General features: G+C 69.3%; 27 protein-coding genes and 1 pseudogene. 12 read left to right on the top strand and 16 right to left on the bottom strand.

Annotated elements, in window-relative coordinates; genetic code table 11:
• The first annotated feature begins 80 nt into the window (after positions 1-80).
• From ribH to NO878_RS01840, 4 genes are all read left to right on the top strand, one after another.
• Positions 81-485: a 6,7-dimethyl-8-ribityllumazine synthase gene (gene ribH, locus NO878_RS01825; RefSeq protein WP_256404258.1), complete on the top strand. Its 405-nt coding sequence runs from the start codon at positions 81-83 to the stop codon at positions 483-485.
• Positions 482-1,633 carry a pyridoxal phosphate-dependent aminotransferase gene (locus tag NO878_RS01830; RefSeq protein WP_256404259.1) on the top strand — a complete coding sequence of 384 codons (1,152 nt, stop codon included), beginning with the start codon at positions 482-484 and terminating at the stop codon, positions 1,631-1,633. The genes ribH and NO878_RS01830 overlap by 4 nt, the downstream gene beginning before the upstream one ends.
• 86 nt (positions 1,634-1,719) lie before the next feature.
• Positions 1,720-3,525: a pentapeptide repeat-containing protein gene (locus NO878_RS01835; RefSeq protein WP_256404260.1), complete on the top strand. Its 1,806-nt coding sequence runs from the start codon at positions 1,720-1,722 to the stop codon at positions 3,523-3,525.
• A 115-nt stretch (positions 3,526-3,640) separates the two neighbouring features.
• The gene (locus tag NO878_RS01840; RefSeq protein ID WP_256405445.1) at positions 3,641-5,539 is read left to right on the top strand and encodes a DEAD/DEAH box helicase; all 1,899 of its coding nucleotides are present in this window, start codon (positions 3,641-3,643) and stop codon (positions 5,537-5,539) included.
• Positions 5,540-5,555: 16 nt separating this feature from the next.
• Here the strand turns inward: NO878_RS01840 and NO878_RS01845 are convergent, their stop codons facing one another.
• The gene (locus tag NO878_RS01845) at positions 5,556-6,461 is read right to left on the bottom strand and encodes a DUF4349 domain-containing protein (RefSeq protein WP_256404261.1); all 906 of its coding nucleotides are present in this window, start codon (positions 6,459-6,461) and stop codon (positions 5,556-5,558) included.
• 268 nt (positions 6,462-6,729) lie between these two features.
• On the opposite strand from NO878_RS01845, the gene NO878_RS01850 reads away from it, so the two are divergent.
• From NO878_RS01850 to NO878_RS01865, 4 genes are all read left to right on the top strand, one after another.
• Entirely contained in the window at positions 6,730-7,473 is a 744-nt protein-coding gene (locus NO878_RS01850; RefSeq protein ID WP_256404262.1) for a DUF7260 family protein, read from the top strand.
• Between the two features lie 61 nt (positions 7,474-7,534).
• Positions 7,535-8,635: an aminotransferase class V-fold PLP-dependent enzyme gene (locus tag NO878_RS01855; protein WP_256404263.1), complete on the top strand. Its 1,101-nt coding sequence runs from the start codon at positions 7,535-7,537 to the stop codon at positions 8,633-8,635.
• 79 nt (positions 8,636-8,714) lie between these two features.
• Complete coding sequence (locus NO878_RS01860; RefSeq protein ID WP_256404264.1) at positions 8,715-9,176, top strand: PH domain-containing protein; 462 nt, start codon at positions 8,715-8,717, stop codon at positions 9,174-9,176.
• Positions 9,173-10,702 (top strand): PH domain-containing protein, encoded by a 1,530-nt coding sequence (locus NO878_RS01865; RefSeq protein ID WP_256404265.1) that lies wholly within the window; start codon positions 9,173-9,175, stop codon positions 10,700-10,702. The genes NO878_RS01860 and NO878_RS01865 overlap by 4 nt, the downstream gene beginning before the upstream one ends.
• 6 nt (positions 10,703-10,708) lie before the next feature.
• Here NO878_RS01865 and NO878_RS01870 read toward each other — a convergent pair whose 3' ends face one another.
• The 5 genes from NO878_RS01870 to NO878_RS01890 all read right to left on the bottom strand — a co-directional run bounded on the left by NO878_RS01870 (position 10,709) and on the right by NO878_RS01890 (position 14,110).
• Entirely contained in the window at positions 10,709-11,461 is a 753-nt protein-coding gene (locus NO878_RS01870; RefSeq protein ID WP_256404266.1) for an ABC transporter permease, read from the bottom strand.
• Positions 11,458-12,405: an ABC transporter ATP-binding protein gene (locus NO878_RS01875; RefSeq protein ID WP_256404267.1), complete on the bottom strand. Its 948-nt coding sequence runs from the start codon at positions 12,403-12,405 to the stop codon at positions 11,458-11,460. The genes NO878_RS01870 and NO878_RS01875 overlap by 4 nt, the downstream gene beginning before the upstream one ends.
• Positions 12,406-12,444: 39 nt before the next feature.
• Positions 12,445-12,678 (bottom strand): Rdx family protein, encoded by a 234-nt coding sequence (locus NO878_RS01880; protein WP_256404268.1) that lies wholly within the window; start codon positions 12,676-12,678, stop codon positions 12,445-12,447.
• A 54-nt stretch (positions 12,679-12,732) separates the two neighbouring features.
• Positions 12,733-13,884, bottom strand: a complete 1,152-nt coding sequence (locus NO878_RS01885) for an enolase C-terminal domain-like protein (RefSeq protein WP_256404269.1) — start codon at positions 13,882-13,884, stop codon at positions 12,733-12,735.
• Positions 13,885-13,954: 70 nt separating this feature from the next.
• Positions 13,955-14,110, bottom strand: coding sequence for a rubrerythrin-like domain-containing protein (locus tag NO878_RS01890; protein ID WP_256404270.1), 156 nt, complete (start codon positions 14,108-14,110; stop codon positions 13,955-13,957).
• Positions 14,111-14,229: 119 nt separating this feature from the next.
• Here NO878_RS01890 and NO878_RS01895 point away from each other — a divergent pair, with 119 nt between their 5' ends.
• Positions 14,230-14,670: a DUF5518 domain-containing protein gene (locus NO878_RS01895; RefSeq protein WP_256404271.1), complete on the top strand. Its 441-nt coding sequence runs from the start codon at positions 14,230-14,232 to the stop codon at positions 14,668-14,670.
• 2 nt (positions 14,671-14,672) lie between these two features.
• Here the strand turns inward: NO878_RS01895 and NO878_RS01900 are convergent.
• The 9 genes and pseudogenes from NO878_RS01900 to NO878_RS01940 form a co-directional block, all read right to left on the bottom strand.
• Positions 14,673-15,017 (bottom strand): annotated as a pseudogene (locus NO878_RS01900) (Rpp14/Pop5 family protein); the annotation flags it as partial.
• Positions 15,014-15,712, bottom strand: coding sequence for an RNase P subunit p30 family protein (locus NO878_RS01905; RefSeq protein ID WP_256404272.1), 699 nt, complete (start codon positions 15,710-15,712; stop codon positions 15,014-15,016). The gene NO878_RS01905 and the pseudogene NO878_RS01900, both read right to left, overlap by 4 nt.
• 39 nt (positions 15,713-15,751) lie before the next feature.
• Positions 15,752-16,864, bottom strand: a complete 1,113-nt coding sequence (locus NO878_RS01910; RefSeq protein ID WP_256404273.1) for a M20 family metallopeptidase — start codon at positions 16,862-16,864, stop codon at positions 15,752-15,754.
• Positions 16,861-17,742, bottom strand: coding sequence for a diaminopimelate epimerase (gene dapF, locus NO878_RS01915; protein WP_256404274.1), 882 nt, complete (start codon positions 17,740-17,742; stop codon positions 16,861-16,863). Before dapF ends, NO878_RS01910 begins: the two co-directional genes overlap by 4 nt.
• Complete coding sequence (lysA, locus tag NO878_RS01920) at positions 17,739-18,992, bottom strand: diaminopimelate decarboxylase (RefSeq protein ID WP_256404275.1); 1,254 nt, start codon at positions 18,990-18,992, stop codon at positions 17,739-17,741. Before lysA ends, dapF begins: the two co-directional genes overlap by 4 nt.
• Positions 18,989-19,822 (bottom strand): 2,3,4,5-tetrahydropyridine-2,6-dicarboxylate N-succinyltransferase, encoded by an 834-nt coding sequence (locus NO878_RS01925; RefSeq protein ID WP_256404276.1) that lies wholly within the window; start codon positions 19,820-19,822, stop codon positions 18,989-18,991. The genes lysA and NO878_RS01925 overlap by 4 nt, the downstream gene beginning before the upstream one ends.
• On the bottom strand, positions 19,819-20,580 hold the full coding sequence (gene dapB, locus NO878_RS01930; protein ID WP_256404277.1) for a 4-hydroxy-tetrahydrodipicolinate reductase: 762 nt from the start codon (positions 20,578-20,580) through the stop codon (positions 19,819-19,821). Before dapB ends, NO878_RS01925 begins: the two co-directional genes overlap by 4 nt.
• Positions 20,577-21,479, bottom strand: coding sequence for a 4-hydroxy-tetrahydrodipicolinate synthase (dapA, locus tag NO878_RS01935; protein WP_256404278.1), 903 nt, complete (start codon positions 21,477-21,479; stop codon positions 20,577-20,579). The genes dapB and dapA overlap by 4 nt, the downstream gene beginning before the upstream one ends.
• Positions 21,480-21,762: 283 nt before the next feature.
• Positions 21,763-22,263, bottom strand: a complete 501-nt coding sequence (locus tag NO878_RS01940) for a DUF7549 family protein (RefSeq protein WP_256404279.1) — start codon at positions 22,261-22,263, stop codon at positions 21,763-21,765.
• A gap of 124 nt (positions 22,264-22,387) precedes the next feature.
• On the opposite strand from NO878_RS01940, the gene NO878_RS01945 reads away from it, so the two are divergent.
• From NO878_RS01945 to NO878_RS01955, 3 genes are all read left to right on the top strand, one after another.
• A complete protein-coding gene (locus NO878_RS01945) occupies positions 22,388-22,861 on the top strand; it encodes a DUF5793 family protein (RefSeq protein ID WP_256404280.1) in 474 nt (157 codons plus the stop codon).
• 31 nt (positions 22,862-22,892) lie between these two features.
• Positions 22,893-23,519: a uracil-DNA glycosylase family protein gene (locus NO878_RS01950; RefSeq protein WP_256404281.1), complete on the top strand. Its 627-nt coding sequence runs from the start codon at positions 22,893-22,895 to the stop codon at positions 23,517-23,519.
• 381 nt (positions 23,520-23,900) lie between these two features.
• The gene (locus NO878_RS01955) at positions 23,901-24,185 is read left to right on the top strand and encodes a DNA-directed RNA polymerase subunit L (protein ID WP_256404282.1); all 285 of its coding nucleotides are present in this window, start codon (positions 23,901-23,903) and stop codon (positions 24,183-24,185) included.
• Here the strand turns inward: NO878_RS01955 and hisF are convergent.
• On the bottom strand, positions 24,182-24,997 hold the full coding sequence (gene hisF / locus NO878_RS01960; protein ID WP_256404283.1) for an imidazole glycerol phosphate synthase subunit HisF: 816 nt from the start codon (positions 24,995-24,997) through the stop codon (positions 24,182-24,184). The two genes, NO878_RS01955 and hisF, sit on opposite strands and share 4 nt — an antisense overlap.
• Between the last annotated feature and the right edge of the window lie 10 nt (positions 24,998-25,007).

Genomic DNA, 25,007 nt, shown 5'->3' on the forward strand with positions numbered 1-25,007 from the left:
GTCGCCTCGCCGGTAACAACTCTTTCCCTTGACGACGCGGGACGACAAGGACTTTGCCACCCCGCCCCGACGCGGCGCATATGATCAGGCTGGGACTGGTGGTGGCGCAGTTCAATGCGTCGGTCACCGAGCCGATGGCGGAGGAAGCGCGGGCGGCGGCCGCCGAGGCGGACGCCGAGGTGGTCGAGGCCGTCGACGTGCCGGGAACGTACGACGCGCCGCTCGCGGCCGACCGGTTGGCGCGCCGCGACGACGTCGACGCCGTGGCCGTCGTCGGCGCCATCGTCACCGGCGATACGGATCACGATCAGGTAATCGGCGACGCGACGGCGCGGGCGCTGACGCGTGTGAGCCTCGACCGCGATACGCCCGTCACGTTCGGGGTGAGCGGCCCGGGGATGAGCGGCGCCGAGGCCCGCGAGCGCGTCGAGAAGGGAGCGGAAGCGGTAAACGCGGCCGTCGAGATGGTACACACGCTACCATGACCGACTTCGACTTCGCGTCGCGGGTCGCACGCGTTGAGCCGAGCGCGACCCTCGCGATCAGCAACCTCGCGAACGAACTCGAGGCCGAGGGGATCGACGTCGTCGACCTCTCGGTTGGCGAACCCGACTTCGACACGCCGGACAACATCAAGCAGGCCGCCGAGGACTCCCTCGCCGCCGGCGACACGGGCTATACCTCCTCGAACGGCATCCCCGAACTCCGGACGGCAATCGCCGAGAAACTGCAGGCCGACGGCGTCGACTGCGGCGCGGAGAACGTGGTCGTCACCCCGGGCGGCAAGCAGGCGCTCTACGAAATCTTCCACACCTTGATCGACGCGGGCGACGAGGTGGTCCTCCTCGACCCCGCGTGGGTGTCCTACGAGGCGCAGGCGCGGATGGCCGGTGCCGACCTCTCGCGGGTCGACCTCTCGCCGTACGGCTTCCAGCTCGAACCCGCGCTCGACGACCTCGCCGCGACGATTACCGACGACACCGAACTACTGGTCGTCAACTCGCCGTCGAACCCGACGGGCGCCGTCTACTCCGACGCCGCGCTCGAAGGCGTCCGTGACCTCGCGGTCGATCACGACGTGACCGTCATCTCCGACGAGATGTACGACGAGATCACGTACGGCGTCGAGCAGACCAGCCTCGGCTCGCTGGACGGGATGGGCGAGCACACCATCACCGTCAACGGCTTCTCGAAGGCCTACGCGATGACGGGCTGGCGGCTCGGCTACTTCTGTGCGCCCGAGTCGTTCGTCTCGCAGGCCGGCAAGATTCAGTCGCACTCGGTGTCGTGTGCGGTCAACTTCGTCCAGCACGCGGGGGTCGAGGCGCTGCGCAACACGGACGACACCGTCGACGAGATGCGCGAGGCCTTCCGCGAGCGCCGCGACATGCTCGCCGACCTCTTTGCCGACCACGGCGTCGACGTCCCCGTCGGCGACGGCGCCTTCTATATGATGCTCCCGGTCGACGAAGACGACCAGGCCTGGTGTGAGGGCGCCATCGAGGACGCCCACGTCGCCACGGTGCCCGGAAGCGCGTTCGGTACGCCTGGCTACGCCCGCCTCTCCTACGCCGCGAGTCAGGAACGACTTCAGGAGGGCGTCGAACGGTTGGCCGAACACGGCTACATCTAGCTCGACAGTCGGCAGGCGCACGCGACCGGTCGGCGAAGCAACTAATATTCCGTCGCCGAAGTGTCATATGGATGTCCGACACGTGCGTGCACAAATTCGACGTCCCCGATCCGGCGGCATACGCGGAACGGATCGACGGCGACGCCGAGTCTGAGGGGTGGATCCTCACACCGGACGAACCCGGCGTCAAAGCCGCCGACGCGGACAGGGACGTGGAATACGTCTGGACCTGTCCCCACCCCAAGTTAGGTGACGGCGTGAAGACCTGCGTGTTTCACACCCAGTCGGCACAGCAGCGATCAGACGTGGACGTCGCCCAGCGGTTCGCCGACCGACTCGACGCCGCCAGTGAGCACGAGACGCCGGAGCAACGGCGGCGACACCTGCAGTTCATCGATGCGACCTTCACGGACTTCGACCTCCGAGGAGCGGTCATCGGTGGCGACCTGCGCGAGTACATCGACTTCCGCCACGCGACGATTCGGAACCTCGACTGGCGACGGGCGGAAGTGACACAGCGTGTCAAGTTCGCACAGACCACCTTCGAACTGGACGAACCGTACCCATCCGGCGACGAGTACGACTTCGACGACCACCCGTCGGTCGGGTTCAAGCAGACGGACTTTCGGTACGACGTGGACCTCCGCGGGGCGACGTTCGACGCCCCTGTCCGCTTCCACGACGCACACTTCGAGCGTTGGCTCGGGTTCAAATACAGCGAATGTACGGAGCCGGTCGACTTCCAGATGGCCCAGTTCGACGGACTGATGACGATAGTGGGGCGGACGTTCGACGCGAAGATTCGCGCGAACGCGACGACCTTCGAGAACTACGTCGAGGCCGACGGCGCTACCTTCCACGCCCCGGTGATCTTCGACACGGCCCGGTTTCATGACGACGTCAGCGCCGAGGACGCGGCGTTTCTCGACGGCGCGAGGTTCGTCGAGGCGACGTTCGACAGGTCACTACGGCTGACAGACGCCACGCTGGAGGGGAAGTTCCGACTGTCGAACCTCGACGTCGGGCGGACGCTCGACGCACGCGTCGCCGACTTCGACGGTGAGCTACTGATTACGGATGGACGCGTGCACCACTGTCGGGTGGCGCCGACCGGAGGAACGGGACTGGTGAGCCTCCAGGACACCACCGTCGAGGAAGGTGCCTTCGATCAGCCGACCGAGGGGACCGTGACCTACGACTTCGCGTTCGGGACGCTCGGGGCCGTGACGCTGTCGACGCCGGACGACACCGATCCCAACGGTCGCTGTCGGTTCCTGCGGACGACCTTCGACGGGTTCGACTTCAACGACGCCGACGACCTCGAACTGTCTGACACGGCGTTCGAAATCTACGAGTTGTCGCCGGACGCACGGGAACACCTCCACGGGGACGACTCCGACCACGACCCGTCGGACCTGTGGGCGACGTACCTCTACGCGAAAAACACCGCCACACGGGTCGGGGACAACGCGGCCGCCGCCGAGTTCTTCAAACGCGAGATGAGACACCGGGCAGCCGCCCACGCAGACCGAGCGAAGAACGCGGACCAATTTACGGACTGGTTCCCCGCGCGGAGCAGATACGTCCGTAACCGGCTGCTCGGGGTGCTGGCGGGGTACGGTGAGGAGCCGTTTACCGTCGTCCTCTGGTCGTTTGTGGTAATCCTCCTGTTCGTCGTTCCGTTCTCCGTACTGCTCGGTGTTCCGACCGATCTCACCACTTTCGGTTTGTATCTCGCCATCAGTTTCCAGAGTTTCGTCACCTTCCTGCTGGGGAGCGCACCGGGCGGCCCGTCCGTGCCGACGCAGTTGGTCGGCGCCTTCGAGGGACTGCTCGGCGCCTTTTTGATTGCGCTGTTCGTGTTCACGCTGACCAGACGCATCCGTCGATGAGGGTGGCCACCCGTGTTCCGGGCGAGCGCCCTCGGTGGGATGTCCGGGAAGGATACGTCGTCGGGAGTTCGCTCGAAGCGTGGGTTTAGGTGCGATGGCGACCGAGGACTACCCGATGCGCGTTCGGGACCTCCCCCTGTCGGCGGCGACAGTCGAACACTTCGAGTCGCAGGGGATCGACGAACTCTACCCCCCGCAGGTCGCGGCCGTCGAGGCGGGCGTCACCGAGGGCGAACGCCTCGTCGCGGCGGTACCCACCGCGAGCGGCAAGACCTTCGTCGCCTCGCTGGCGATGCTGACCGCGGACGGTCCCGGCCTCTATATCGTCCCGCTTCGGGCGCTCGCCCGCGAAAAGTACGAGACCTTTTCGCAACTGCCGGGCGTGAGCGTCGGTATCTCCACCGGCGACTTCGACGAAGCCGCCGAGAGCCTCGGCGAGAACGACATCGTCGTCGCCACGAGCGAGAAGGTGGATTCGGCCATCCGCAACGGCGCCGACTGGATTTCCGACCTCGCCTGCGTCGTCGTCGACGAGGTTCACCTCGTCGGGAGCGAGGGGCGCGGCCCCACGCTGGAGGTGACTCTCGCCACCCTCCAGCGGCGGGCGCCAGGGGTCTGTATCGTCGCGCTCTCAGCGACGGTGGCCAATCCCGACGAACTCGCCGGGTGGTTGGATGCCTCGCTCGTCGAATCGGCGTGGCGGCCAGTCGACCTCCGCACCGGCGTCTACGCCGAGGGAGCGGCGACGTTCGACGACGGAACCGACCTGTCGGTGTCGGTCGCGGGCGACACCGACGACGCCACGGACGCCACCGACGCCCTCGTCACGGGGGCCGTCGACGACGGTGGACAGGCGCTCGCGTTCGTTCGCTCGCGCCGCGAGGCCGAGACGCTCGCCGAGCGCCTCGCCGGGTCGGGGCTGGGGAGCGCCCCCGACGTGGCCGCGGAGATTCGCGGCCTCGACGGCACCGAAACCGGGCGCCGCCTCGCCGACTGTGTCGCCGACGGCGTCGCCTTTCACCACGCGGGGCTGCGAAGCACCCACCGGATCGCCGTCGAGCGGGCCTTCCGCGACCGGGATCTGCGGGTTATCTGTGCGACGCCGACGCTCGCGGCGGGCGTGAACGTCCCCGCGCGGCGGGTGGTGGTCCGGGATCAGAAGCGCTACACCGGGTCGGGAACCGAGTGGCTCCCGACGCTCGAAGTTCATCAGATGTGTGGGCGAGCGGGTCGTCCCCACCTCGATCCCTACGGCGAGGCGGTGCTGGTGGGTGACGCGTCCACCCGCGACGAACTGTGGGAGCGGTACGTCGACGCCGATCCGGAACGGGTGGAATCACAGTTGGCCGATCCGAACGCGCTCCGGACGCACGTCCTCTCGGTCGTCGCCGCCGAGTTCGCGGCGTCGCGCGAGGGGGTTCTCGACGTGCTCGATGCGACCTTCTACGCCCACGGCACGCCGACACGGGAACTGGGAAGCGTCGTCGACACGGCGGTCGCCGACCTCGTGGAGATGGGGATGATCGCCGATGGGTCGTCGCTGTCGGCGACCGAACTCGGCGACCGCGTCTCGAAGCAGTACGTCACGCCCGAGACGGGCGCCCGAGTCGTCGACGGCCTGCGGACGGCGGCGGGGATGGCGTCCCCGACGGCGCTGACGGCGCTCGAAATCGTCTGTGACACGCCGGACATGCAGGACACCTACCTCGGGAACCGCGAGCGGGCGGACATGTACGACTTCGTGCGGCGCCACGCCGACGAGTTCACCACCGGCATGAACGAGGCCGCGGACTTCGAGGGCTGGCTCACGGCCGTGAAGACGGCGCGGGTCCTCCACGAGTGGACCGAGGGCGCGAGCGCGGCCGACTTGGTCGAGCGGTTCCGCATCGGCCCCGGCGACTTGGAGTCACGGATCGAACGCGCCGCCTGGCTGCTCGGCGCCGCCGACGCCATCGCCGGGACGGTAGACGCCGACGCCGACCTTCCCATTCGCGACCTGCGGGCGCGGCTCTGAGGGCGGCACGCCCGCTTCAGGACGACCCGAGGATTCGCCGTCGGTACCGGTAGAGCAGTCCCCCCACGACGGCAAACGGGGAGAGGAAGACAAACAGGTACGGTGCGGCGTAGGCGCCGGCGACGACGACGGCCCGGAGGGCGACGCCGACACCCTCGACGGATTCGAGAAAGGCGGCGACGACCGGCGTGTCGTACCACTGGTCGGGCGCCGGGCGGTCGGGACGGGGTTCCGTGAGTTCGACCGTGACCGTCGAGTAGGCGACCTGGCGCTGGATGTTCTGTAACTCGGCTTCCGTGCGCTCGATTTCGGTCTGGACCTCCGAGAGGCGGCGTTCGACCGCGAGGACATCCTCGGTGTCGTTGGCCTGCTGGTAGAGGGTTCGCAGTCGCTCGCGCTCGGCCCGGAGGTTTTCCAGGCGCGCCTCCAGGTCGACCACCTGCTCGGTCACATCCTGGGTTGCGGTCCGGGAGGCCCGAACCTCGCCCTCGCGCTCGATGGCGTCCATCGTCGTTGAGAAGTTCTCCGCGGGGACTCGCAGGACGACCCGGCCCTCGGTCCAGGCGGCGGCGCCGCTCTCGTGGACCTGGTGGGTCGACTCGCCGACGTAGCCGCCCTGTGACGCCACGAGCGCGGTCAGATTCGACCGACTCCGTTCGTAGTTGTCGACACGCAACTCGACGGTTCCGGTGCGGATGATCGACCGATCCGTCCGCGCGGGGGCGGCGTCGTCGGTGCGCTCACCTCTGTCGCCGTCGCCACTGGCCGCGGCGCCGCTGGCCCGTTCCTCGGCCATCGACGCCTGTGTGAGGCCGCTGTCACCCCCGCCCCCAGCGTCCGTGCCCCCGCCCGCCCCACTACAGCCCGCAAGGAGGACCAGTGCCACGAGCAACACGGTGATCGCTTCGCTTCGTCGTGTCATGAGACGTCGTACTCGGCGCCACCCCAAAGCCTCTCTCTAGACACAAATAGCCGTTTCACACTCGGGTCCCCTCGACTATAGTCCACACGGCAACACTCTGGGGCGAAACCGATACTATATACGATATTTTTATCCTGACACAACGACGTAGGTCGAACATGATTAGCGAGGACACGCCCTGTCCGCGTTGGCGGCGGGCGTCGGGCACGGAGGGACCGTCCGCGGGTGCGGCGGTGATGCGGCGCCGACGGACGGCCGGTGACCGTCGATGACGGCACGGATCGAGCGGGCGCGCGCGGCCGTCGCCGAGGAGCGATCCTGTGTCGCGGCGGAGCGTGACGCCTTCGCGGCGTTCGACCGGCAGGTCGCCGGGATATCGACCGTCGCGGCACCGACGACGCCGCCACTACTGACCGACCACCAGGGGTCGGGGCGGTCGCTGGAACGCGTCCGCGGAGCCTACGAGGCGACGGTAATGAGCGTCCCACACTACGAGGCGGAGTACGGCGACACGGTGGCCGAGAGCCTCGCGGCGGAGTTCGGTGACGATCTCGCGGCGGCGCTCGTCGGCGGGTCGGCGCTGACGCCGGAGTTCCGCGACGCCGTCCGGGCGGCGACGGACGCCGCCGAACACGAACGTGAGGCGTTTCTCGACGTCCTGGACCGCGAGGACGCCTCGCTCGCCCGTGCGGTGGACGACCTGTCGACGATCCGGGCCGATCTCGTCGCCCTCGACGACCGGCCGCTGTCCGCGCGGTCGTTCGACGACCTGCGCGACCTGTGGGACGCCGTCTGCGACATCGAGGCGCGAATCGACGGTCTCGGGATGCGTCGCCAGGAGACGATTCGGGGGCGGCGGAGCGAACTCCCGGGCGTCCCGACGGATCTGGCGGAGTACCTCTACGCCGACTGCCCGGCGAACTATCCGGTCCTCGCGGCGGTCGCGGATCTCGGGCGCGAGACGGGGCGCGCCCGTCGCCGAGTCGAGCGGCGACTCGCCACGACTGCCTGACCCGGCCCCGTCGCCGGTCCGACGGGAAACGTTGAGGTGTCGCCCTCCCGGAAGAGACGATATGCGACCCGAAGATCTGCGCGCGGAGATTCCTGCCCTCGACCGTGGCGTCTACTTCAACACCGGCGCGTCGGGGCCGGCCCCACGGCGCGTCGTCGAGGCGGCCGGTGACTTTCTCGAACATCACGAGTACGTTGCCCCCGTCGCGGAGGGGGCCTATCCGGCGGCCTTCGAGACGTTCGAGGAGACCCGCGAGATTGTCGCCGACTTTCTCGGCGCCGACGCCGCGGAGATTGCACTCACCGAGAGCACGGCCGACGGGATTGCCCGCGTCGCCGCGGCCGTCGACTGGACCCCCGGCGACGTCGTCGTCCGTACCGACCTCGAACACTCCGCGGGGGTCGTCCCCTGGTGGAACCTGCGGGAGCAAGGCGTCGAGGTTCGCGTCCTCGACACCGATGCCGGTCGCCTCGACCTCGACGCCCTCGCCGAGGCCGTCGCCGACGCACGCTTACTCTGTCTGAACTCCATCACCTGGAACTACGGGACGCGACTGCCGATCACCGACATCGTCGACATCGCCCACGCACACGACACCCTCGTGTTGGTCGACGGCGTCCAGTCGCCGGGACAGGTCCCCGTCGACGTACACGAGTGGGGGGCGGACTTCGTCGCCGCCGCCGGTCACAAGTGGCTCCTCGGACCCTGGGGCGCCGGCTTCCTCTATGTCGACCGGTCGGTGGCCGACGACCTCACGCCGGGGGTCGCCGGCTATCGAAGCGTCGCGGATCCCGCGGCCACCGACCTGTCGCTGAAGGACGGCGCCCCACGACTGGAGGTAGGCACCACGTCGCCGGCGCCGTATCGCGGGCTGATCGAGGCCATCGAGATGATCGAGGCGATTGGATACGACACCATTACCGGTCGGATCGAACGCCTGACCGACCGCCTGAAGGCGGGACTCGGCGACCGACTGCTCAGCCCCCGCGCGTACGAATCGGGGCTCGTCACCTTCGACGCCGACGACCCCGAGGCGCTGGTCGACCGCCTCGCCGACGAGGGGGTTCACATCCGATCACTTCCCGATCCCGACGCGGTGCGGGCGTCGGTCCATGTCTTCAACACCGCCGAGGACGTCGACGCGTTGCTCGACGCGCTGTGACCGCCACCGGCTGTCGACCACGACGATATTTACCGCGCGGACGGCTACGAATCGGCATGGCACGCCAGGAGGGCCGCCGATGAACCGACTCCACCCGCGGGTGCGCGTCGTCTGGGCCGCCCAAGCCGCCGTCGCCGCCGCCGTTCTCACGACGATCACCGTCGCCGTCGACCGGTTGGCGGTCGATCTTCCGGGCTGGGCGCCGCCGGCCGTCCTCGTGGTCGTCCTCGGCGTCGGTGTCAGCCTCGCGCTCGCCCGCTATCGAGTCTGGCGCTACGAGGTTCGCGACGACGCGCTCTATCTCGAACGTGGCATCTTCACCCGCGTTCGGACGGTCGTCCCCTTCGTCCGCCTCCAACACGTCGACTCCTCACGTGGGCCCGTCGAGCGCCTCCTCGGGCTGGCGAGCGCCGTCGTCTACACCGCCGGATCGCGAGGGGCCGACGTGCGGATTCCAGGGCTGACACCCGCCGGAGCCGACGACCTGCGGGAGCGGCTGAAGCGACTCGCCATCCGCGCCGAGGGCGAAGACGCCGTATGAAGCTCTCCCCGCTTTCGGTTCCCTACCGGGTGGTCGAGCGCGGTGCCAGCGTCGTCTTCACCGCTGCCATCCTCTTCTCGGGGGCCTCCGCCGCCTTCGGCCCCGCCGGCGGCCCTATCGCCGTCGCGCTGGTCGGCCTCGGACTGCTTGGCCTCGTCGCCTACGAGGTGACGTACTACCGCCGATTCGCGTACGCCCTCGACGAAGAGACGCTCGACATTCGGTCGGGAGTCATCTCCCGCCGAAACCGCGAAATTCCGCTGAGACGGGTCCAGAACGTCGACATCAGCCGCAACGTCGTCCAGCGGGCGCTGGGTATCGCCGTCGTCGACTTCGAGACGGCAGGCGGGAGCGAGACGGAGGCGTCGCTTCGGTTTGTCGCGTTCGAGGAGGCAAAGCGCCTCCAGGGTGAGATCGGTCGCCTGAAACGCGGCGAGGCAGCGGACGACGAAGGTGCGGGTCCGGCGACGACCGAACTGTTCGCGCTCGCGCCGAGAGAACTCGCCTTGGTCGGGGCGCTGTCGTTCGATGCCCGCGTCCCGGGACTCCTGATTCTCCTGCTCTCCGGGAGCGTCCCCGCCCTGTCGTCGCTGCTGCCCGCCGGGTCGGGACGGCTCCTCCTCGCCGCGGGGGTCGTCGCGCTCGCTCTCGGGGTCGTCCTCGTGGCGTGGGCGGCCGGCGCCGTCGTGGCCGTTCTCAACTACTACGACTTCCGGCTGACGCGAGTCGGGGACGAACTGCAGTACGAGCGCGGCCTCCTCCGGCGATACGACGGGTCGATCCCCCTCGATAAGGTGCAGACGCTGACGGTGACCGACAACCCACTCAAACGGGCCTTCGGCTACGCGGCGCTCCGCATCGAGACGGCGGGCTACGCCCCCGGATCGGGGCTGGGCGAGGGCGGATCGGAGGCGGCCGTCCCGCTGGCGACCCGCGACCGCGTGTTCGACCTCGCCAACCACATCGAGACCTTCGGCTCGCCGGCCTTCGAGCGGCCGCCGCGACGGGTCCGAAGCCGGTACGCGATCCGCTATCTCATCGCCGCCGGCGTTCTCGTCGGTCTCCTCTACGGCGCGGATCTCCTCGTGGCGAGGTCGATTCCGTGGTACGGTCCCGCGGCGCTTGCCCTCCTCGCGCCGGTCGCCGCCCACCTCAAGTGGAAACACCGTGGCTACTGGCTCGGCGAGGACCACCTCGTCACCCGCAACGGCGTCCTCCGGCGACGGATCAAGGTCGTTCCCTACTACCGAGTGCAGACGGTGATCGACACGCGGACGGTGTTTCAGCGGCGCTGGGGGGTGGCGACCGTCACGGCCGACACCGCGGGGTCGCTCTCGCTGACCGGCCACGACGCCGCCGCCGTCGACGTCGACGCCGCAACGGCCGAACGCCTCCGAACGACCCTCGACACCCGGCTCCGAACGGCACTCGCCACACGACGCGGGTGGGTCGACGACGCGGACGACGCGGACGAGAACCTCGGTTCCGACGCCGGCGCGGGCACCGAAGACGAGACCGACCCCTGACTCACCTCACTCCGTCCGTGGGACGGCCGCGGCGCCGACGAGGAAAAACGCGGCCGCGAGCACCGCGAGGACGAGGAGAGGGCCGGTCGGATCGCCGCCAGCGGCGGCGGCCCGCACGCCTCGTGAGAAGTACGTCAGGGGCGAGAACGCCGTCACCGGTTGGAACCACGCCGGCAGCATCGACGGCGGGACGAACGTCTCCGAGAGCGCCCAGACGGGCAGCGCCACGGAGTTACTGGCGGCGATGACGCCGTCTTGGGAGCCGGCGAGGCGGCCGATGATCGCCCCCAGCCCACAGAACAGCGCGACGCCGACGACCACCAGTGGGATGAGCGCCCCCAGCGCGGGACCGACGACCACCTCGGTCCCCGTCACGGCGAGGACGAGGACGAACAGAAGCAGCCCCGCGAGGCCGATGATGGCGACGTTGACGAGCGTGTGCGCGAGGAGCCACTCCCAGCGGCGAAGCGGCGTCGTCGACAGCTTTTCGAACCGGTTGCCGTCCCGATGGCGCGCAATCGTGCTTCCGACCCGCGACAGCGGTGTGAACACGACGACGACGGCGAGGTATCCCGGGAGGTAGAAGGCTGGCTCTCGGGCGAAGAGGCCGCCGCCCGTCGGTCGCGTCCCCACGAGCGCCCCGAAGATCAGGATGAGGAGGACGGGAAAGAAGAAGGTGAAAAAGACGGCCGTCTTCCGGCGAACGAACGCCTGAAGCGCAGCACGGAACGTGGCGCCGATCCGTCGGCGTCGGCTCATCCCTCCACCTCCGTCTCCACGTCGGTCCGCTCGGATGGAGCGAACGACTCGCCGGTCAATCGGAGGTAGACGTCCGCCAGATCAGGTTCGGCCCACGTGAACGACTCGACGTCGACGCCGGCCGCTTCCAGCCGCGCGACCACGTCGCCCACGTCGGCGAGTGCGACGTCACGAACGGCCAGGCGGCCGTCGTGTTCGACCACCTCGGCGTCGAGGGCGGCCGCGAGCGCCTCGCGGTCGGCGGGACGCGACGCCTCGACGACGAGGCGGCTGTCGCCGCCGTGTTCGGCGATCAGCGACTCGGGGGTGCCGACGGCGACGAGGCGGCCATCGCGCAGCAGCCCCACGCGGTCGGCGAGGCGTTCGACCTCGCCCATCGAGTGACTGGTGAGCAAGACGGTGGTGCCGCCGGCCGCCAGGTCGTCGATCAGTCGCCACAGCGACCGCCGACCCGCGGGGTCGATGCCGGTCGTCGGCTCGTCGAGGAAGAGCACGTCGGGGTCGTTCACGAGCGCCGTGCCGACGCAGGCGCGGCGCTGTTGGCCGCCCGAGAGGTTCTCGTACCAAGTGTCGGCGTCGTCGGCCAGTCCCACGTCGTCGAGGACGGCCTCGACGGACCGTGCGTGGTCGTAGAGGCCGGCGTAGTAGGCGACCAGTTCGCGGGCGGTGAGCCGATCCGCCGGGTGAAAGGACTGTGGGAGCAACCCCACGCGGGCGTGGTCGACCTCGTCGGGCGGGACGCCGAGCACGCCGACCGACCCCTCACAGCGCGTCGTGCCAGTGAGCGCCCGCACCAGTGTGGTCTTCCCGGCGCCGTTCGGGCCGACCAAGCCGAACACCTCGCCTCCCGTGATCGACAGTGAGACACCATCCAGAGCGACCACGTCGCCGTAGCGTTTGCGTACGTCGTCGGCGACGAGCGCTGCCGCCTCTGCCTCGGCCATGTTCCACGGTCGTAGGGGTGGCGGCCTAAGGGTTCCCTTTCAGACCCGGTCGCGAACCGCCGCGACCAACTCGTCGACGTCGTAGTCGCCGTCGGCGTCCTTATCGTAGATCTGCTCGCCGTCGACGCGCACTCGGAAGACGCCCTTTTCGCCGGTTTCGAGCGTCACGGCGTCGAGGTCCTCACCGAGCGACGTCAACAGCGCGTGCTGGATCGCTTCCGCGCGGTCGAGAAAGCCGCACGGAACGCAGTACTCGATGACCACGTCTGTCATGGTCGTTCGTTCGGGAAGTGCGGAGTTAAATCCCAGCACTGGCGTCGCCGCCGATCAGCCTTCGATCCGCGTGTGGCCCGTTCGGCGGCGCTCGACGAACGCCCAGTCGATATCGACCCCGAGGCCGGGGCCACCGGGGACGGCCATCCGTCCGTCGTCGTCGACCGACTCCGGTTCACCCTCGAACCCTTGGTTCAGGATCCAGTTGCTTCCGAGGTTGAGTAGGCCGTGTTCGAAGAAACTAGCGTTTCTGAGCGCGCTCATCAGGTGCATGTGTGCGGGGCCGCCGAGCAGGAGTTCGACGTCGAGACCGAACGACTCGACGGTCTCTGCAATCTTGAGCGCGCCAGTGATGCCGCCGTCGAGGTGTGCACTCGCACGCACGAGGTCGGTCGCCTCGGTGGCGAGGCTGTTGGCCACGCCGTAGGGACCGGTTCGGACGTGTTCGAGGCCGAGCATCGGTGTATCGAGTTCTGCGACGAGTTTTCGGACGGCCCGCTCGCTCACGCCACCGTCGTGGAAGGGGTCCTCGTACCAGCGGAAGTCGAGGTCGTCGAGCGCCCGTCCCACTTCGAGGGCGTCGGCGTAGGTCTGGTAGAGGCTGGAGGCGTCGAGCATGAGCGCCATCCGGTCGCCGACCCGGTCTGCGAGCGCCTCGCAGATGGCGATGTCGACGTCGGGACGGACCTCGGGGTGACCGTGGAATTTGAACCCGTCGTAGCCACGGTCGAGACACTCGGCGGCAAAATCGGCGAAGGCCTCCGGGCCGTCGAGGCCGCCGTTATCGTCGACGAAGGTCGTCGAGGCGTACGTCGGGAGAACGTCGCGCCCCCCGCCGAGGAGCGTCGAGACGCTCGCGTCGTGGTGGGCGCCGGCCAGGTCCCAGAGCGCGATGTCGATTGGGCCGACGCCGAGGTGGTCGGTGTGGCGAAGTGCTCGCCAGCAGTCCTGCCAGATCGCCCGTCGTTCGAGCGGGTCCCGCCCCAGGACGTGCTCCTCGGCCACCATCCGGATCTGGGCGACCATCGGGGGTGTGAACGCGAACCCGCGGTAGTGACCCTCGGTACCGTCGGCGGTGCGGATCGTCAGCACGAAGCCGGGCGGTTCGAGCGTGGAGTCAGGATCGTACACCCAGTTGCCCCCGACGGTCCCCGTCCGCTCAGCCGCGTAGTCGAACGCGTGGATCTCGATTTCGTTGATGCGCATCGGCGGCACGTCGGGGCCAGAACGCAAAGAGTTTGTGACGCACCCACACACTGCGGGCCGGAGTGCGGTCTTACTCCGGCCGCGGTCGGCTCAGGTTCTGCAACACGCCGTTGCACTCCGGACAGGCGCTCGGCGACGACGCGCTACAGAGTCGCTCGCCACACTCCCGACACTCGTACAACTGTTCGTCCAGATCACAGGGGGCCGGATCGGATGGTGTTGGCATTCTTATACGAACTTGCGCGTGACGAATGTTAACTCTTGTCTATACTTTGGTAGAGTGGACGTTCGTCAGGTTCGGGCGGGAGCGACCGATTTTTGTGTCGGTGGCGTGACGTTCCGACGATGTCCCCACGTGGTCCCCTCCAACTCTCCGCGACGTGGACGTACGCCATCGTCGGCGGCGTCGCATCGATTCCGCTGACCGTCGGTGCCTACTGGCTGTCGGGCACGGGCAGCGAGTTCTCGCTCAACATGGTGATCCTCGGCGGCCTGTTCGCCGGCTATCTCGCCTCCGGATCGGCCGCCGACGGCACTGCCGCCGGCGTCCGGGCCGGGGTGATCGGATCGGCGCCGGGCGTCGTCTGGATACTGGCCGAGGCGGTTCCCGCCGCCCTCGCGGCCGGGGGTCCGACCACCTTCCGCGTCGCCGCGGTGGGTCTCGCCGTCGGGCTTGGCGTCCTGCCGCCGATTATCGGCGCTGTCGGTGGGTTCGTCGGCGGAAAGATCGGCGGCTGGCTGGCCGGGAAGACCGGCCGTCGACCGCCGTCGGCCGTCGGGAACTAGCGATACTTCGCCGTACAGCCACGGAGCGTGCCCGAGACACCCCGGACGTGTACGCCGACCGACTCGCCGCCCACCTCGGTCACGCAGGCGAGCGCCGCCCGCGCCGGTCGTACCTCGCCGTGGCGGGCGCGAACGGCCGCCGTCCCCTCGCCCGCGCCACTATCGAAGGAGAAGCGAAGTACCCGGAGGTCTGCGTCCGCGCTCCCGGCGTCGCCGAGCAGATTGCCCGCGGCGTACCACACCGCCCGCTGGAAGTCACTCCGGTCGAGCGACGCACCGGGACGAGTCTCTACGGCCACCGCGAGGTAGCGCCACCGCGGCCGAAGGTGCTTTGGAAGGTGCTTCATGACGATCCCTCGTCGTACGGCCCCCGTTCGACACCCGGTTCGACGAACGATGCGGACCGTCGATGGCGGTTGCGGGCGGCGAGTTCACCCCACTCCCGAAGCCCCGCGCGGACGGCGTCGGGGTCGAATCCCACCGTCTCGCCGACGGCGACGAGTTCTCGTGGCGCCCGCAACCCCAGACGTGAGGGGGCGCTGGCGCTGACGACGAACGGCGCGCCGGCGTCGGCGACGAGTTCCCGGAGTTTCCGCAGGCCGCGAAGCGCCTGGACCCGGCGGCCGCCCGTTTTCCGGAGGACAGGCCCGAGGTCGAACTCGATCCGAACGCCGTTCGCGGCGGCCCGGTTCGCCAGGACGTGATTCACGTCGCCATCGTCGGCCATCGGCCGTGTGAGTACGTCGACGCGTTCGTTCTCGACGGCGAACCGGTTGAGGCGGTCGGTCCCCCCGCGGACCGCGAGGAGGGTGTGCTCCGGGCGGTGCCCCCCGACGGCGCCGCTCGCGCGTTCGGGGTCCGGCGCGACAATCTCGACACCGTCGACGACGTCGACGCCCGCCTCGTCGCCGAGGGCGTCGTGGTCGGGTGTCGCGTCCCGGGCGAGGACGACGACGCCCTCGAATCCCAGCCGCGCCGCTCGCTCGACGACGTCGACCGCAGGGGACTCCCCGTCCGGAGCGACGTGGACCGCCTCGTACATGGTCGCCCCGAGACCCCCCGGAGGCTTGGGGGTTGCGCTTTAGCCGACCAGCGCTGCGAGCGCGTCGGAGAGGGCTGTCGCCGCCCGTTCCACCTCGCGGGTCCGGACGTACTCTCGGTCGGCGTGAGCGACGGGGCCGTCGTCGTCGGCGAGGACGCCGGGTCCGAAGACGACGGTCGGCGCCGGCGAGAAGTAGGAGGCTTCGGTAGCGGCGGTGAACGGACGGACCGCGCCAGCGTCCCCGTCGGTCGCCTCGGCGGCCGCGTCCGCGAGATGCCGGACGACCGGGTCGTCGGCCTCCGTCGCGAACGCCTCGAGGAAGGGGGTCGGCCGCTCGGTCAGGTCGACGGCGACGCCGACCGGGTCGGGGGTCGCGTCGTCGACGGCGCTGGCAAGCGCCTCGCGGAAGCCGCTCGCGGACTCCGGCGGGACGCTCCGCCGGTCGACGGTGATTGCACAGGTCGCGGGCACCTGGTTCGTCGCCTTCCCGCCTTCGACGACCGTCGGCGTGAGCGTCGGTGGGCCAAGCGACGGGTGCGGGTCGCGGCCGGCGTCGAAGGTGCGGACGGCCGACAGCGCGCTCTCCGCGGCGGCGACGGCGTTGACACCGCTTGCGGGTTCGGCGGCGTGGGCGTTCGTCCCAGTGAGGGTGATCGTCCCCTCGAATCGCCCCTTCGCGGCCGTGCAGACGTCCAATCCGGTCGGCTCGCCCACGACGTACGCGTCACCGACCGACGCCTCGACGCCCGGCAGGACCGAGAGGTCGAGGGCTGCCGCGCCCGTAGAGTACACCTCCTCGTCGGGCGTGACGGCGAGTGTCAGCCGTCCTCCGTCGGGATCGGTCCCGAGGAAGGCATCGAGGAGCGCCGCGAGCGGCCCCTTCGCGTCGCAGGCGCCGCGGCCGTGGATGACGCCGTCCTCGCGGCGGTAGGCGACGTGTGGCGACACGGTGTCGATATGCGTGTTCAGGACGACGTGTGGCGACCCCGCCCCCCGGGTGGCGAGCGTGTTGCCCGCGTCGTCGACGTGGGGGTCGACGCCGGCCGCAGCCAGCGTGCCGACGAGGCACTCGCGCATCGCCGTCACGTCCGCGTGGGACTCGATTTGGACGGCCCGGTCGAGGAAGTCCACGGGGTCGAAGCCCTCGGTCACGCGGGCACCTCCAAGTCGGTCGCGAACTCGCGTTCGACCGGCCCGGTCAGCGTCGCCGGCCCGTCGTTGGGCACGACGATCACCAGGTCGCCGCCGGGCGGCGAGACGCGGACCGGCCCTTCCGTGTCGAGGCGGCCGGTGCGCTTGGCCGCGGCGACGACGGCTACCCCGCCCGTCCCGCAGGCCAGCGTCTCACCCTCGACGCCGCGCTCGTAGGTCCGTTGACGGTAGGCGGTGGGGTCGCCGGGTGCGCCCTCGACCGCGTCGTCGTCGACGGCGACCCGCGAGGCGAGCGTGACGTTCGCCCCCTCCGGGAAGACGGCGGCGTGCCGGACCGGCGGGGCGACCGTCGACAGGTCGACGGCGTCCACGTCGTCGACGAACGCGACGGCGTGGGGAACACCGGTGTTCACCGCGGTGACGGACAGCCCCTCCACCGGTGTGTCGAGCAGCGGTTCGCCGGCGTCGCGGGCCAGCGGCACGTCCGCGGGGTCGAACGACGGCTGGCCCATCTCGACGGTGACGCCCTCGCCCTGAACGACGGCGTGTCGGTCACCGGCCGGTGTCCCGATGACCACCTCGCTGGCACCCGTCTCGCGGGCCGCCCACGTCGCCGTGACGCGTGCCCCGTTGCCGCACATCTCGGCGACCGAGCCGTCGGGTTGGACGAGCGTCATCGTCACCCGGACCGGCGAGGCGGTCGGATCGAGGTCGAGAAAGAGGACGCCGTCGGCGCCGGTCCGCTCGCCGCCCACGCCCGTCTCACGGTCGCAGTGGGTTCGGGCGAAGGCCGCCCGATCCGCTACTGGGGCGTCCGCCGCGACGACGAGGAAGTCATTTTCCGTGCCGTGGTACTTCTCGGCGGTGACGGTCGTCATCGGTCCACCTCCAGCGCGGTGACGCCGGCGATGGTTTCGCGCTCGCGGGCGAGTCGTGTCTCGTCGCCGTTGCGGACGACCTCCGCGGGTCGAGGCCGGGTGTTGTACGTGCTGGCCATCTCGTAGCCGTAGGCGCCGGCGTTCCCGATAGCGAGCAGGTCGTCCCGCCGCGGTGAGGGCATCGGCCGCGCCTCGCAGAACAGGTCGGCCGTCTCACAGACCGGGCCGGCGACGGTGACGGGCCGTTCCGAGCGGTCGTCGGTCAGGTTTCGGATGGCGTGGTAGGCGTCGTACATCGCCGGCCGGAGGAGCGTCGTCATGCCGGCATCGACGCCGGCGACGACGGGGACGGGACCGGTCGCGCCCGCGTCGTCGACCGGCTTCACCGTGTTCACCCGCGTCAGGAGGACGCCCGCGTCGGCGACGACGTAGCGACCGGGTTCGACGGCGAGTCGAGCGTCCACCGCTCCCAGCGCCTCGCGGGTCGCGTCGGCGACGGCGGGGAGATCGAGCGGTGGTTCGTCCTCGCGGTAGGGGACGCCGAAGCCGCCGCCGACGTCGACGAACTCTAGGTCGCCGACCTCGCGGGCGAGATTACCCATCCGGGCGACGAGTTCGCGGTGCGCCGACAGGTCGTCGCCGGAGATGCCGCTCCCGGCGTGGGCGTGGACGCCGACCACGTCGAAGTCGGCGCGGGCGTCGCCCACTACCTCGGCCGCGCGGTCGTAGGGCACGCCGAACTTGGCGTGGCCGCCCGTGGTCACCTTCTCGTGGTGGCCGGCACCCACGCCGGGGTCGACGCGAATCGCCAGCCGACCGTCGAAGCCGCGGTCCCGAAGTCGGTCGAGAGTGTCGCGGGCGCCGGCGACGACAGTCAGGTCGGCGCCCGCCCGCCAGCGGTCGACGACGGTGTCGAGGTCACCGGCCGGTGGGTTGACCGCGGTGTACTGGGCGCCCTCGAAGCCGGCGTCGAGGGCGCGAACCACCTCGCCCGCGGAGGCACACTCGGCGCCGAGGCCCGCCTCGCGGACGGCTTCGAGGACGGCCTGCCCGGTGTGGGCCTTCACCGCGTAGCGCACGTCGGCGTCGGGAAAGGCCGACCGCAGGCGGGCGGCGTTTGCCCGCACGCGGTCGAGGTCGGTGACGTACAGCGGCGTGCCGTGCTCGGCGGCCAGGTCCCGCAGGTCGGCGGCCGACCAGTCGGTGAGTCGTCGCACGGCGGGGCCGGTGTCGGCCGCCTCTCCGCTCATTCCCGGAGCGCCTCCTCCCGCTTTGTGGCGTCCCGCGTCTCCGCCTCGATATCCATGGCCACGACCGCCGGTTTGTACGCACCGCCCGCAAAGAGGTCGTGATCGCCGATGGACGACTCGACCATCCGGGTGAACGCGCGGCGCTCCGGGGGGAGGCGCCCGTAGATGACCTCCTCCTCGACTAAGTCGTAGACCGGGATGCGCGGCGAGAGCAACGTGTTCTCGCCGACGACCGTGTTCTCGCCGACGACGAAGCCGGAGGTAACCCGACAGCCGGCGCCGAGCGAGACGCCGTCCTCGACGATCACCGGCGCGTCCTCGACAGGTTCGAGGACGCCGCCGATCAGCGTGTTCGCACCCAGCTTGACGTTCTCGCCGATCTGAGCGCACGAGCCGACGGTATCACAGGAGTCGACCAGGGTCCCGTCGCCGACGTGTGCGCCCACGTTGACGAAGGAGGGACTCATCATGATGCAGTCGGCACCGAGATAAGCGCCGCGGCGGATGGTCGTCCCGTCCGGCGTGTTGCGGGTGCCGCGCTCGCCCAGGTCACTCGTCTCCCGCAGGGGGAGAACGTCGTGGTAGTCGACGCCGCCGTAGGCGCGAGCCTCGGTGGCCCGCAGGCCGAAGTTGAGCAGGATACCCTGCTTGACCCACTCGTTTGCCTCCCACTCGCCGCCCCGCTTCTCGGCGGCGCGGACCTCTCCCGCCTCCAGGGCGTCGAGGAAGGCATCGAGCGTGTCGTGGTCGTCGGCGGTCGCCGTCTCGGCGTCCACGTCGTCGTCGTCGTAGCGCTGCCACAGGTCGGATACGTCGGCTTGTAGTGTCATAGTGCGTCCTCGAAGTCGTATTCGCCGGCCGAGTGGCCGACGACCCACTCCGCCGCGTCGAGTGCCCCTTCGGCGAAGACGCCGCGGGACTCGGCGCGATGCGTGAGCGTCAGTACCTCGTGGTTCCCCGCAAGTAGAAGTTCGTGTTCGCCGGTAACGTCGCCCGCCCGCCGCGCGTGAACGCCGATTTCGCCGTCCTCGCGTGGTTGCTCGCCCTCGCGGCCGTGGACGCGGTCCGCGTCGGCGTCGTCTCTGGCCCCCTCCACGTCGTCGAGGATCGTCAACGCGGTGCCGGAGGGGGCGTCACGCTTGCGGTTGTGGTGGGTCTCGGTGAGTTCGACGTCGTACGACGGGACGGCAGCGACGGCCTCGCGGATCGCCCGCCGGAGCGCCGCCACGCCGCGCGCGAAGTTGGCCGCCCGGAGGACCGGCACCGACTCGGCGGCGCCGGTGAGCACCGATAGCTGTGACTCCGAGAACCCGGTCGTGCCCACGACAGCGGCGACCCCCGCGTCGGCGCAGGCCTCCACGTATCGCGTACTTGGATCGGGGAGCGTGAAATCCACCAGGACGTCAGGCTCGCGCGCTGCGAGCAACGCGGGGAGTTCCCCCTCGTCCTCGACCTCGTGGCCCGCGACGGGGTCGACCGACGTGCGGTTGACGGCGAGGGTCACGGCCATCCCGTCGCGGTCGGTGGCGGCCGCGATTACCTCGCGGCCCATGTGGCCGCCGGCGCCGGTGACGGCGACCTCGATCACGCCTCGGCCTCCAGCGGATCGAGGGCGGCGAGGATCGCTTCGAGGTCCTCGCGGTACTCCTCGGAGAGGCGGGTGAGCGGTGAGCGCACCGTCCCGGGGCCGTAGCCGCGGATGGCCATCGCCTCGTTGACCGGGATGGGGTTGGTCTCCCAGAACAGCGCGCGCATCAGCGGGCCGAGTTCGTGGTGGCGCTCGCGGGCGTGTGCGAAGTCGCCGTCGAGCGCCGCGTGGACCAAGTCGACGGTTCGCGCGGGTTCGACGTTGGCGACGACGCTGATGGTCCCCGCCCCGCCGACAGCGAGGGTCGGGAGAATTAGGCCGTCGTCGCCGGCGAGCACCGCGAACTCCTCGTCGCGGGTGCGTTCGACGACTTCCGAAACCTGGTTCAGATCGCCGCTAGCGGCCTTGTAACCACGGATGTTGGGGTGGGAAGCGAGTTCGACGGCGGTGTCCGGAGTGATGTTCTGTCCCGTCCGCCCGGGGACGTTGTAGACGATCTGTGGGAGGTCGATTTCGTCGGCGACGGTGCGATAATGCTCCACCATCCCCGCGGGTTCGGGCTTGTTGTAGTACGGCGAGATGAGCAAGAGACCGTCGGCGCCGGCGTCGGCGGAGCGACGGGAGAGCGAGAGCGCCTCGGCGGTGTTGTTCGAGCCGGAGCCGGCGATGATCGGCACGTCGTCGCCGACGGCGTCGACGACGGCCTCGACCACCTCGATGTGTTCGTCGTGCGAGAGGGTCGCGCTCTCACCGGTCGAGCCGACGGGCACCACCCCGTCGACGCCGGCGTCGACGAGTCGTCGGGCGTCGGTTCGGAGCGTTTCGAAGTCGATACTGCCGTCCTCGTGGAACGGCGTGGTCATGGCGGGATAGGCCCCGCGGAACTCGGATAGCGTCATTGTCGGATGGGTGTCGTCTGCGCTGTTAGTCGTGTCGGAACGGGTCGGTCGCCGGCGGTCACCCGGGACGGGGGCGCCACGCCCGCCGCGAGCGAAGCTACCGATCCCGTTTTTTCAGAAGAGCGGCGAGGCCACCCGTCGCTGCCGACCGGCGTGCGAGTGCGGCGACGACGCGTGACGGTGTCACGTTCGCATAGGGACGCCCACCGAAGTTATAGTTTGTGACCGCGACCGGCCGCATCGCCGTCCGTTCCGGTGTCACGATCCGTCGACCGTCTCGGCGTCACTCCGTCCGGTCGACCATCAGTAACACGGCACCGAACAGAAGCAGGAAGACGACGCCGACGGGGATGGGAACGCCCGGGAACCCCCGCGAGAGGAGGAGATACGTCGCCGCCGCGAGAACGGCACCCGCCGCCAGGAGGAGCGCTCCGAGGAGGCGAACGGGGTCGACGGGCCACGACTCGGCCCACGCTTCGCGGCGGTAGTAGACGGCAGAGACGACGAGCGCCGCGCCGAAGAGTCCGGCGCCGGCGGTCCACAGCCGGTAGGGGAGTTCGAGCGCCTGTCCACTCTGGAAGGCCGTCGCCGTGAGGGGGTCGGCGACGGCGACGCCGGCGGCCAGCGGGAGGCCGAACGTATATCGGATCTGAAAGAGGGGAAAGCGAACGAACAGTAGTGCCCCGTCGCTAATGTTCGCGAACGTCACGTTCCACGGAATCAGCGCGGCGAGCCACGTCGTCAGGACGGCCAGTTCGCCCGCGTACTCCGACCGAACCCACATACCGTCGCCGACGGGAAGCCGATCAATAAACCCCTCGGCGACCGGGCGCGACGCTCGCGGAAATCCGGGCGAGGTCACGGGGCGTTACGTTCATACCGCCAGAACACAAAAGCGAGGGTACGGAATGAGGCGTGACCACTTCGAGTTGGAAGCACACAATATCGACTGGGTAGAGACCGGCAGCGAACCGGCCGAGCCCCGCGTCGTTATCGACTTCCACGGACCGGAGGAGACGTTGAAGGAGCGGTTGACCGACGCCGAGGGCGATCTCTTGGGAGCCGAGGAGACAGACGTCACCTTTCGGTTGCAGGATCCGCTCGACACGTCCGACGCGACGGGAGTCGTCGGCGTCACCGACCGGATCACCGGCGATTTCCTCCTCGAACTCAACGAGGACGCCGAGGACGTCCTGCGGTTCGTTCGTGCCGCTCGCGAGTACGGCCAGTCGGCCGACGACGACGCGGGCCGATACAGCGTCGTCCTCCGCATCGACGGCGACCCTCTCACCACCTACTCGAAGAGCACCTTCCTCGTCTACGATGCCAACGGGAGCCTCCTTCGGTCGAAGAGTCTGATCCCCTCCGGTGTCGAACTGTAGATTTAGGTTCCTGGCCGCGTAGGCGGTAGCCGTGCGAAACGTCACCGACCGCGTGAGCAACCCGTTCGGTATGGACCCTCCCTGTGAGCGGTTCGTCCCGGGATACGGGGACGCGAACGCCCACTTTCATGTCGTCGGCGACCACCCCGGCGTCCACGGGGGTGCCGAGACGGGCGTCCCCTTCACGGGAACGCCCGCCGGCCGACGCCTCCAGCGAGCGCTCCACGACGCCGGCCTCCTCCGCTCGACCGGCGACGAACCGACCGTCGAGAACACGTTCCTCTCCTATCTCCACACCTGCGTTCCGGAGGGAGCGCCGACCGACGACGACTACGCGGCGATGGAGCCGTTTTTCGACGCCGAACTCCGGGCTATCGCCGCCCACGTGCTCTTTCCCGTCGGCGAGCGTGCGATCCGACACGTCGTCGAGACGTGTACCGCCCACGACACCGACGCTCTCGACCCTCAGGCGCTCCACGCGACGGAACTGCTCGGCAGCGGGTGGCTCGTGATGCCGATCCGGGAACCTGCAGACTGGGAGTCCGACGATGCCGGCCGTCTCGTCGACGCCATCGACCGCCTCCGCGCGACCGACTACCGCCGTGAGACCGACCTCGGGCGGTTTCTTGCCGGCAACGATCCGTATCTCGTCAGGTGAGACTGGCGGCTCGTGGTCGTCCTCCACCTGAATTGCTTCGACCCTGAACGTCCACCGTATCCCTTCGAAAACCAATACACAAGTACTTTGCCGCCCGATATTGGAAGATATTGGCTTGGCCGACAGACTTTTCAGCACATACGTAAATCTAGCGACTGACGCGAACGGCCTTCGGCCCGACGCGTCACGTATCGCAGAGCACATTGCGAGTCAGGTGCTCCTCGCAGTGGCTTGGTCAGTCGAACGACCACATCGCGTGGTCCCATACGTTCTCCGTGCGGGGGACGCCTTCGGGCGTCGCCCGTTCGTTCGGAACTCGACCGTTCGGTGGGTCGACACGGTTACGAAACCTTGAAACGCGAACCGCCGGTAGCGATGGGTATGGAACTGCGGGTCATCGAAAAAACCGACGCGGAACTTCGCATGGAGATCGCGGGGGAGGACCACACGTTCATGAACGTCCTCAAGGGGGCGTTGCTGGAGACGCCGGGTGTCACGGCCGCGACATACGACATGAACCCCGAGCAGTCCGGCGGCCAGACCGAGCCGATCCTCTCGATCAAGACCGAGGAGGGAACCGATCCCCTCGACGCCGTGGGCGACGCCTCCCGGCGGGTGCAGGACCTCGCGGACGACTTCGTCACCGCCTTCGACGCGGCGGCCTAGAGCCGAACCGGAATCCCGCGGTCGTCGAGATACTCCTTGACTTCGCGGATCGTGTACTCGTCGAAGTGAAAGATGGAGGCCGCGAGCGCGGCGTCGGCATCCGCGTCGGCGAACACCTCGCGGGTGTCCTCGGGACCGCCACACCCTGACGAGGCGATGACCGGCGTCGAGACGCTGTCACAGACGGCCCGCGTCAACGGAATGTCGTACCCCTCTTTGGTGCCGTCGGCGTCGATGGAGTTGACGAACAGTTCGCCCGCGCCCCGGGATTCGACCTCGCGTGCCCACTCCACCACGTCGACGCCGGTCCCCTCGCGGCCGCCCTTGATCGTACACTCGAACCAGCAGGATTCGCCGTCGACCTGCTCGTAGTGTTCCCCTTGCTCGTCGTAGCGGCGGCGTGCGTCGACGCTGATGACGATACACTGACTGCCGAAGGCGGCCGCTCCGGCGTCGACCAGATCCGGATTCTCGATGGCCGCGGTGTTGATCGACACCTTGTCCGCGCCGGCCCGGAGCGTCTCCTTGATGTCCTCGCGGGTCCGGATGCCGCCGCCGACGGTCAGGGGGATGAACACCTCGTCGGCGACCTGTTCGACGACGTGGAGCATGGTCTCTCGGCCCTCCGCGCTGGCCGTGATGTCGAGAAAGACGAACTCGTCGGCCCCCGCTTCGTTGTACTGTCGGGCCATCTCGACCGGGTCACCCGTATGCTTCAGGTCCTCGAAGTTGACGCCGGTGTACACCGCCGGGTTGCCGTCTTCGTCGAGGTCCACGTCGATGCAGGGAATGATGCGCTTGGTTACGGCCATCCGTGCCCCC

The sequence above is a fragment of the Haloplanus ruber genome, assembly GCF_024494725.1.
Taxonomy (GTDB): domain Archaea; phylum Halobacteriota; class Halobacteria; order Halobacteriales; family Haloferacaceae; genus Haloplanus; species Haloplanus ruber.

What these genes read in the sequence shown, in the direction of transcription:
- ribH (WP_256404258.1), top strand. Translation starts at nt 81, where the DNA reads ATGATCAGGCTGGGACTGGTGGTGGCGCAGTTCAATGCGTCGGTCACC.
- NO878_RS01830 (WP_256404259.1), top strand. Translation starts at nt 482, where the DNA reads ATGACCGACTTCGACTTCGCGTCGCGGGTCGCACGCGTTGAGCCGAGC.
- NO878_RS01840 (WP_256405445.1), top strand. Translation starts at nt 3,641, where the DNA reads ATGCGCGTTCGGGACCTCCCCCTGTCGGCGGCGACAGTCGAACACTTC.
- NO878_RS01845 (WP_256404261.1), bottom strand. Translation starts at nt 6,461, where the DNA reads ATGACACGACGAAGCGAAGCGATCACCGTGTTGCTCGTGGCACTGGTC.
- NO878_RS01850 (WP_256404262.1), top strand. Translation starts at nt 6,730, where the DNA reads ATGACGGCACGGATCGAGCGGGCGCGCGCGGCCGTCGCCGAGGAGCGA.
- NO878_RS01855 (WP_256404263.1), top strand. Translation starts at nt 7,535, where the DNA reads ATGCGACCCGAAGATCTGCGCGCGGAGATTCCTGCCCTCGACCGTGGC.
- NO878_RS01860 (WP_256404264.1), top strand. Translation starts at nt 8,715, where the DNA reads ATGAACCGACTCCACCCGCGGGTGCGCGTCGTCTGGGCCGCCCAAGCC.
- NO878_RS01865 (WP_256404265.1), top strand. Translation starts at nt 9,173, where the DNA reads ATGAAGCTCTCCCCGCTTTCGGTTCCCTACCGGGTGGTCGAGCGCGGT.
- NO878_RS01870 (WP_256404266.1), bottom strand. Translation starts at nt 11,461, where the DNA reads ATGAGCCGACGCCGACGGATCGGCGCCACGTTCCGTGCTGCGCTTCAG.
- NO878_RS01875 (WP_256404267.1), bottom strand. Translation starts at nt 12,405, where the DNA reads ATGGCCGAGGCAGAGGCGGCAGCGCTCGTCGCCGACGACGTACGCAAA.
- NO878_RS01880 (WP_256404268.1), bottom strand. Translation starts at nt 12,678, where the DNA reads ATGACAGACGTGGTCATCGAGTACTGCGTTCCGTGCGGCTTTCTCGAC.
- NO878_RS01885 (WP_256404269.1), bottom strand. Translation starts at nt 13,884, where the DNA reads ATGCGCATCAACGAAATCGAGATCCACGCGTTCGACTACGCGGCTGAG.
- NO878_RS01890 (WP_256404270.1), bottom strand. Translation starts at nt 14,110, where the DNA reads ATGCCAACACCATCCGATCCGGCCCCCTGTGATCTGGACGAACAGTTG.
- NO878_RS01895 (WP_256404271.1), top strand. Translation starts at nt 14,230, where the DNA reads ATGTCCCCACGTGGTCCCCTCCAACTCTCCGCGACGTGGACGTACGCC.
- NO878_RS01905 (WP_256404272.1), bottom strand. Translation starts at nt 15,712, where the DNA reads ATGTACGAGGCGGTCCACGTCGCTCCGGACGGGGAGTCCCCTGCGGTC.
- dapF (WP_256404274.1), bottom strand. Translation starts at nt 17,742, where the DNA reads ATGACGACCGTCACCGCCGAGAAGTACCACGGCACGGAAAATGACTTC.
- lysA (WP_256404275.1), bottom strand. Translation starts at nt 18,992, where the DNA reads ATGAGCGGAGAGGCGGCCGACACCGGCCCCGCCGTGCGACGACTCACC.
- NO878_RS01925 (WP_256404276.1), bottom strand. Translation starts at nt 19,822, where the DNA reads ATGACACTACAAGCCGACGTATCCGACCTGTGGCAGCGCTACGACGAC.
- dapA (WP_256404278.1), bottom strand. Translation starts at nt 21,479, where the DNA reads ATGACGCTATCCGAGTTCCGCGGGGCCTATCCCGCCATGACCACGCCG.
- NO878_RS01940 (WP_256404279.1), bottom strand. Translation starts at nt 22,263, where the DNA reads ATGTGGGTTCGGTCGGAGTACGCGGGCGAACTGGCCGTCCTGACGACG.
- NO878_RS01945 (WP_256404280.1), top strand. Translation starts at nt 22,388, where the DNA reads ATGAGGCGTGACCACTTCGAGTTGGAAGCACACAATATCGACTGGGTA.
- NO878_RS01955 (WP_256404282.1), top strand. Translation starts at nt 23,901, where the DNA reads ATGGAACTGCGGGTCATCGAAAAAACCGACGCGGAACTTCGCATGGAG.
- hisF (WP_256404283.1), bottom strand. Translation starts at nt 24,997, where the DNA reads ATGGCCGTAACCAAGCGCATCATTCCCTGCATCGACGTGGACCTCGAC.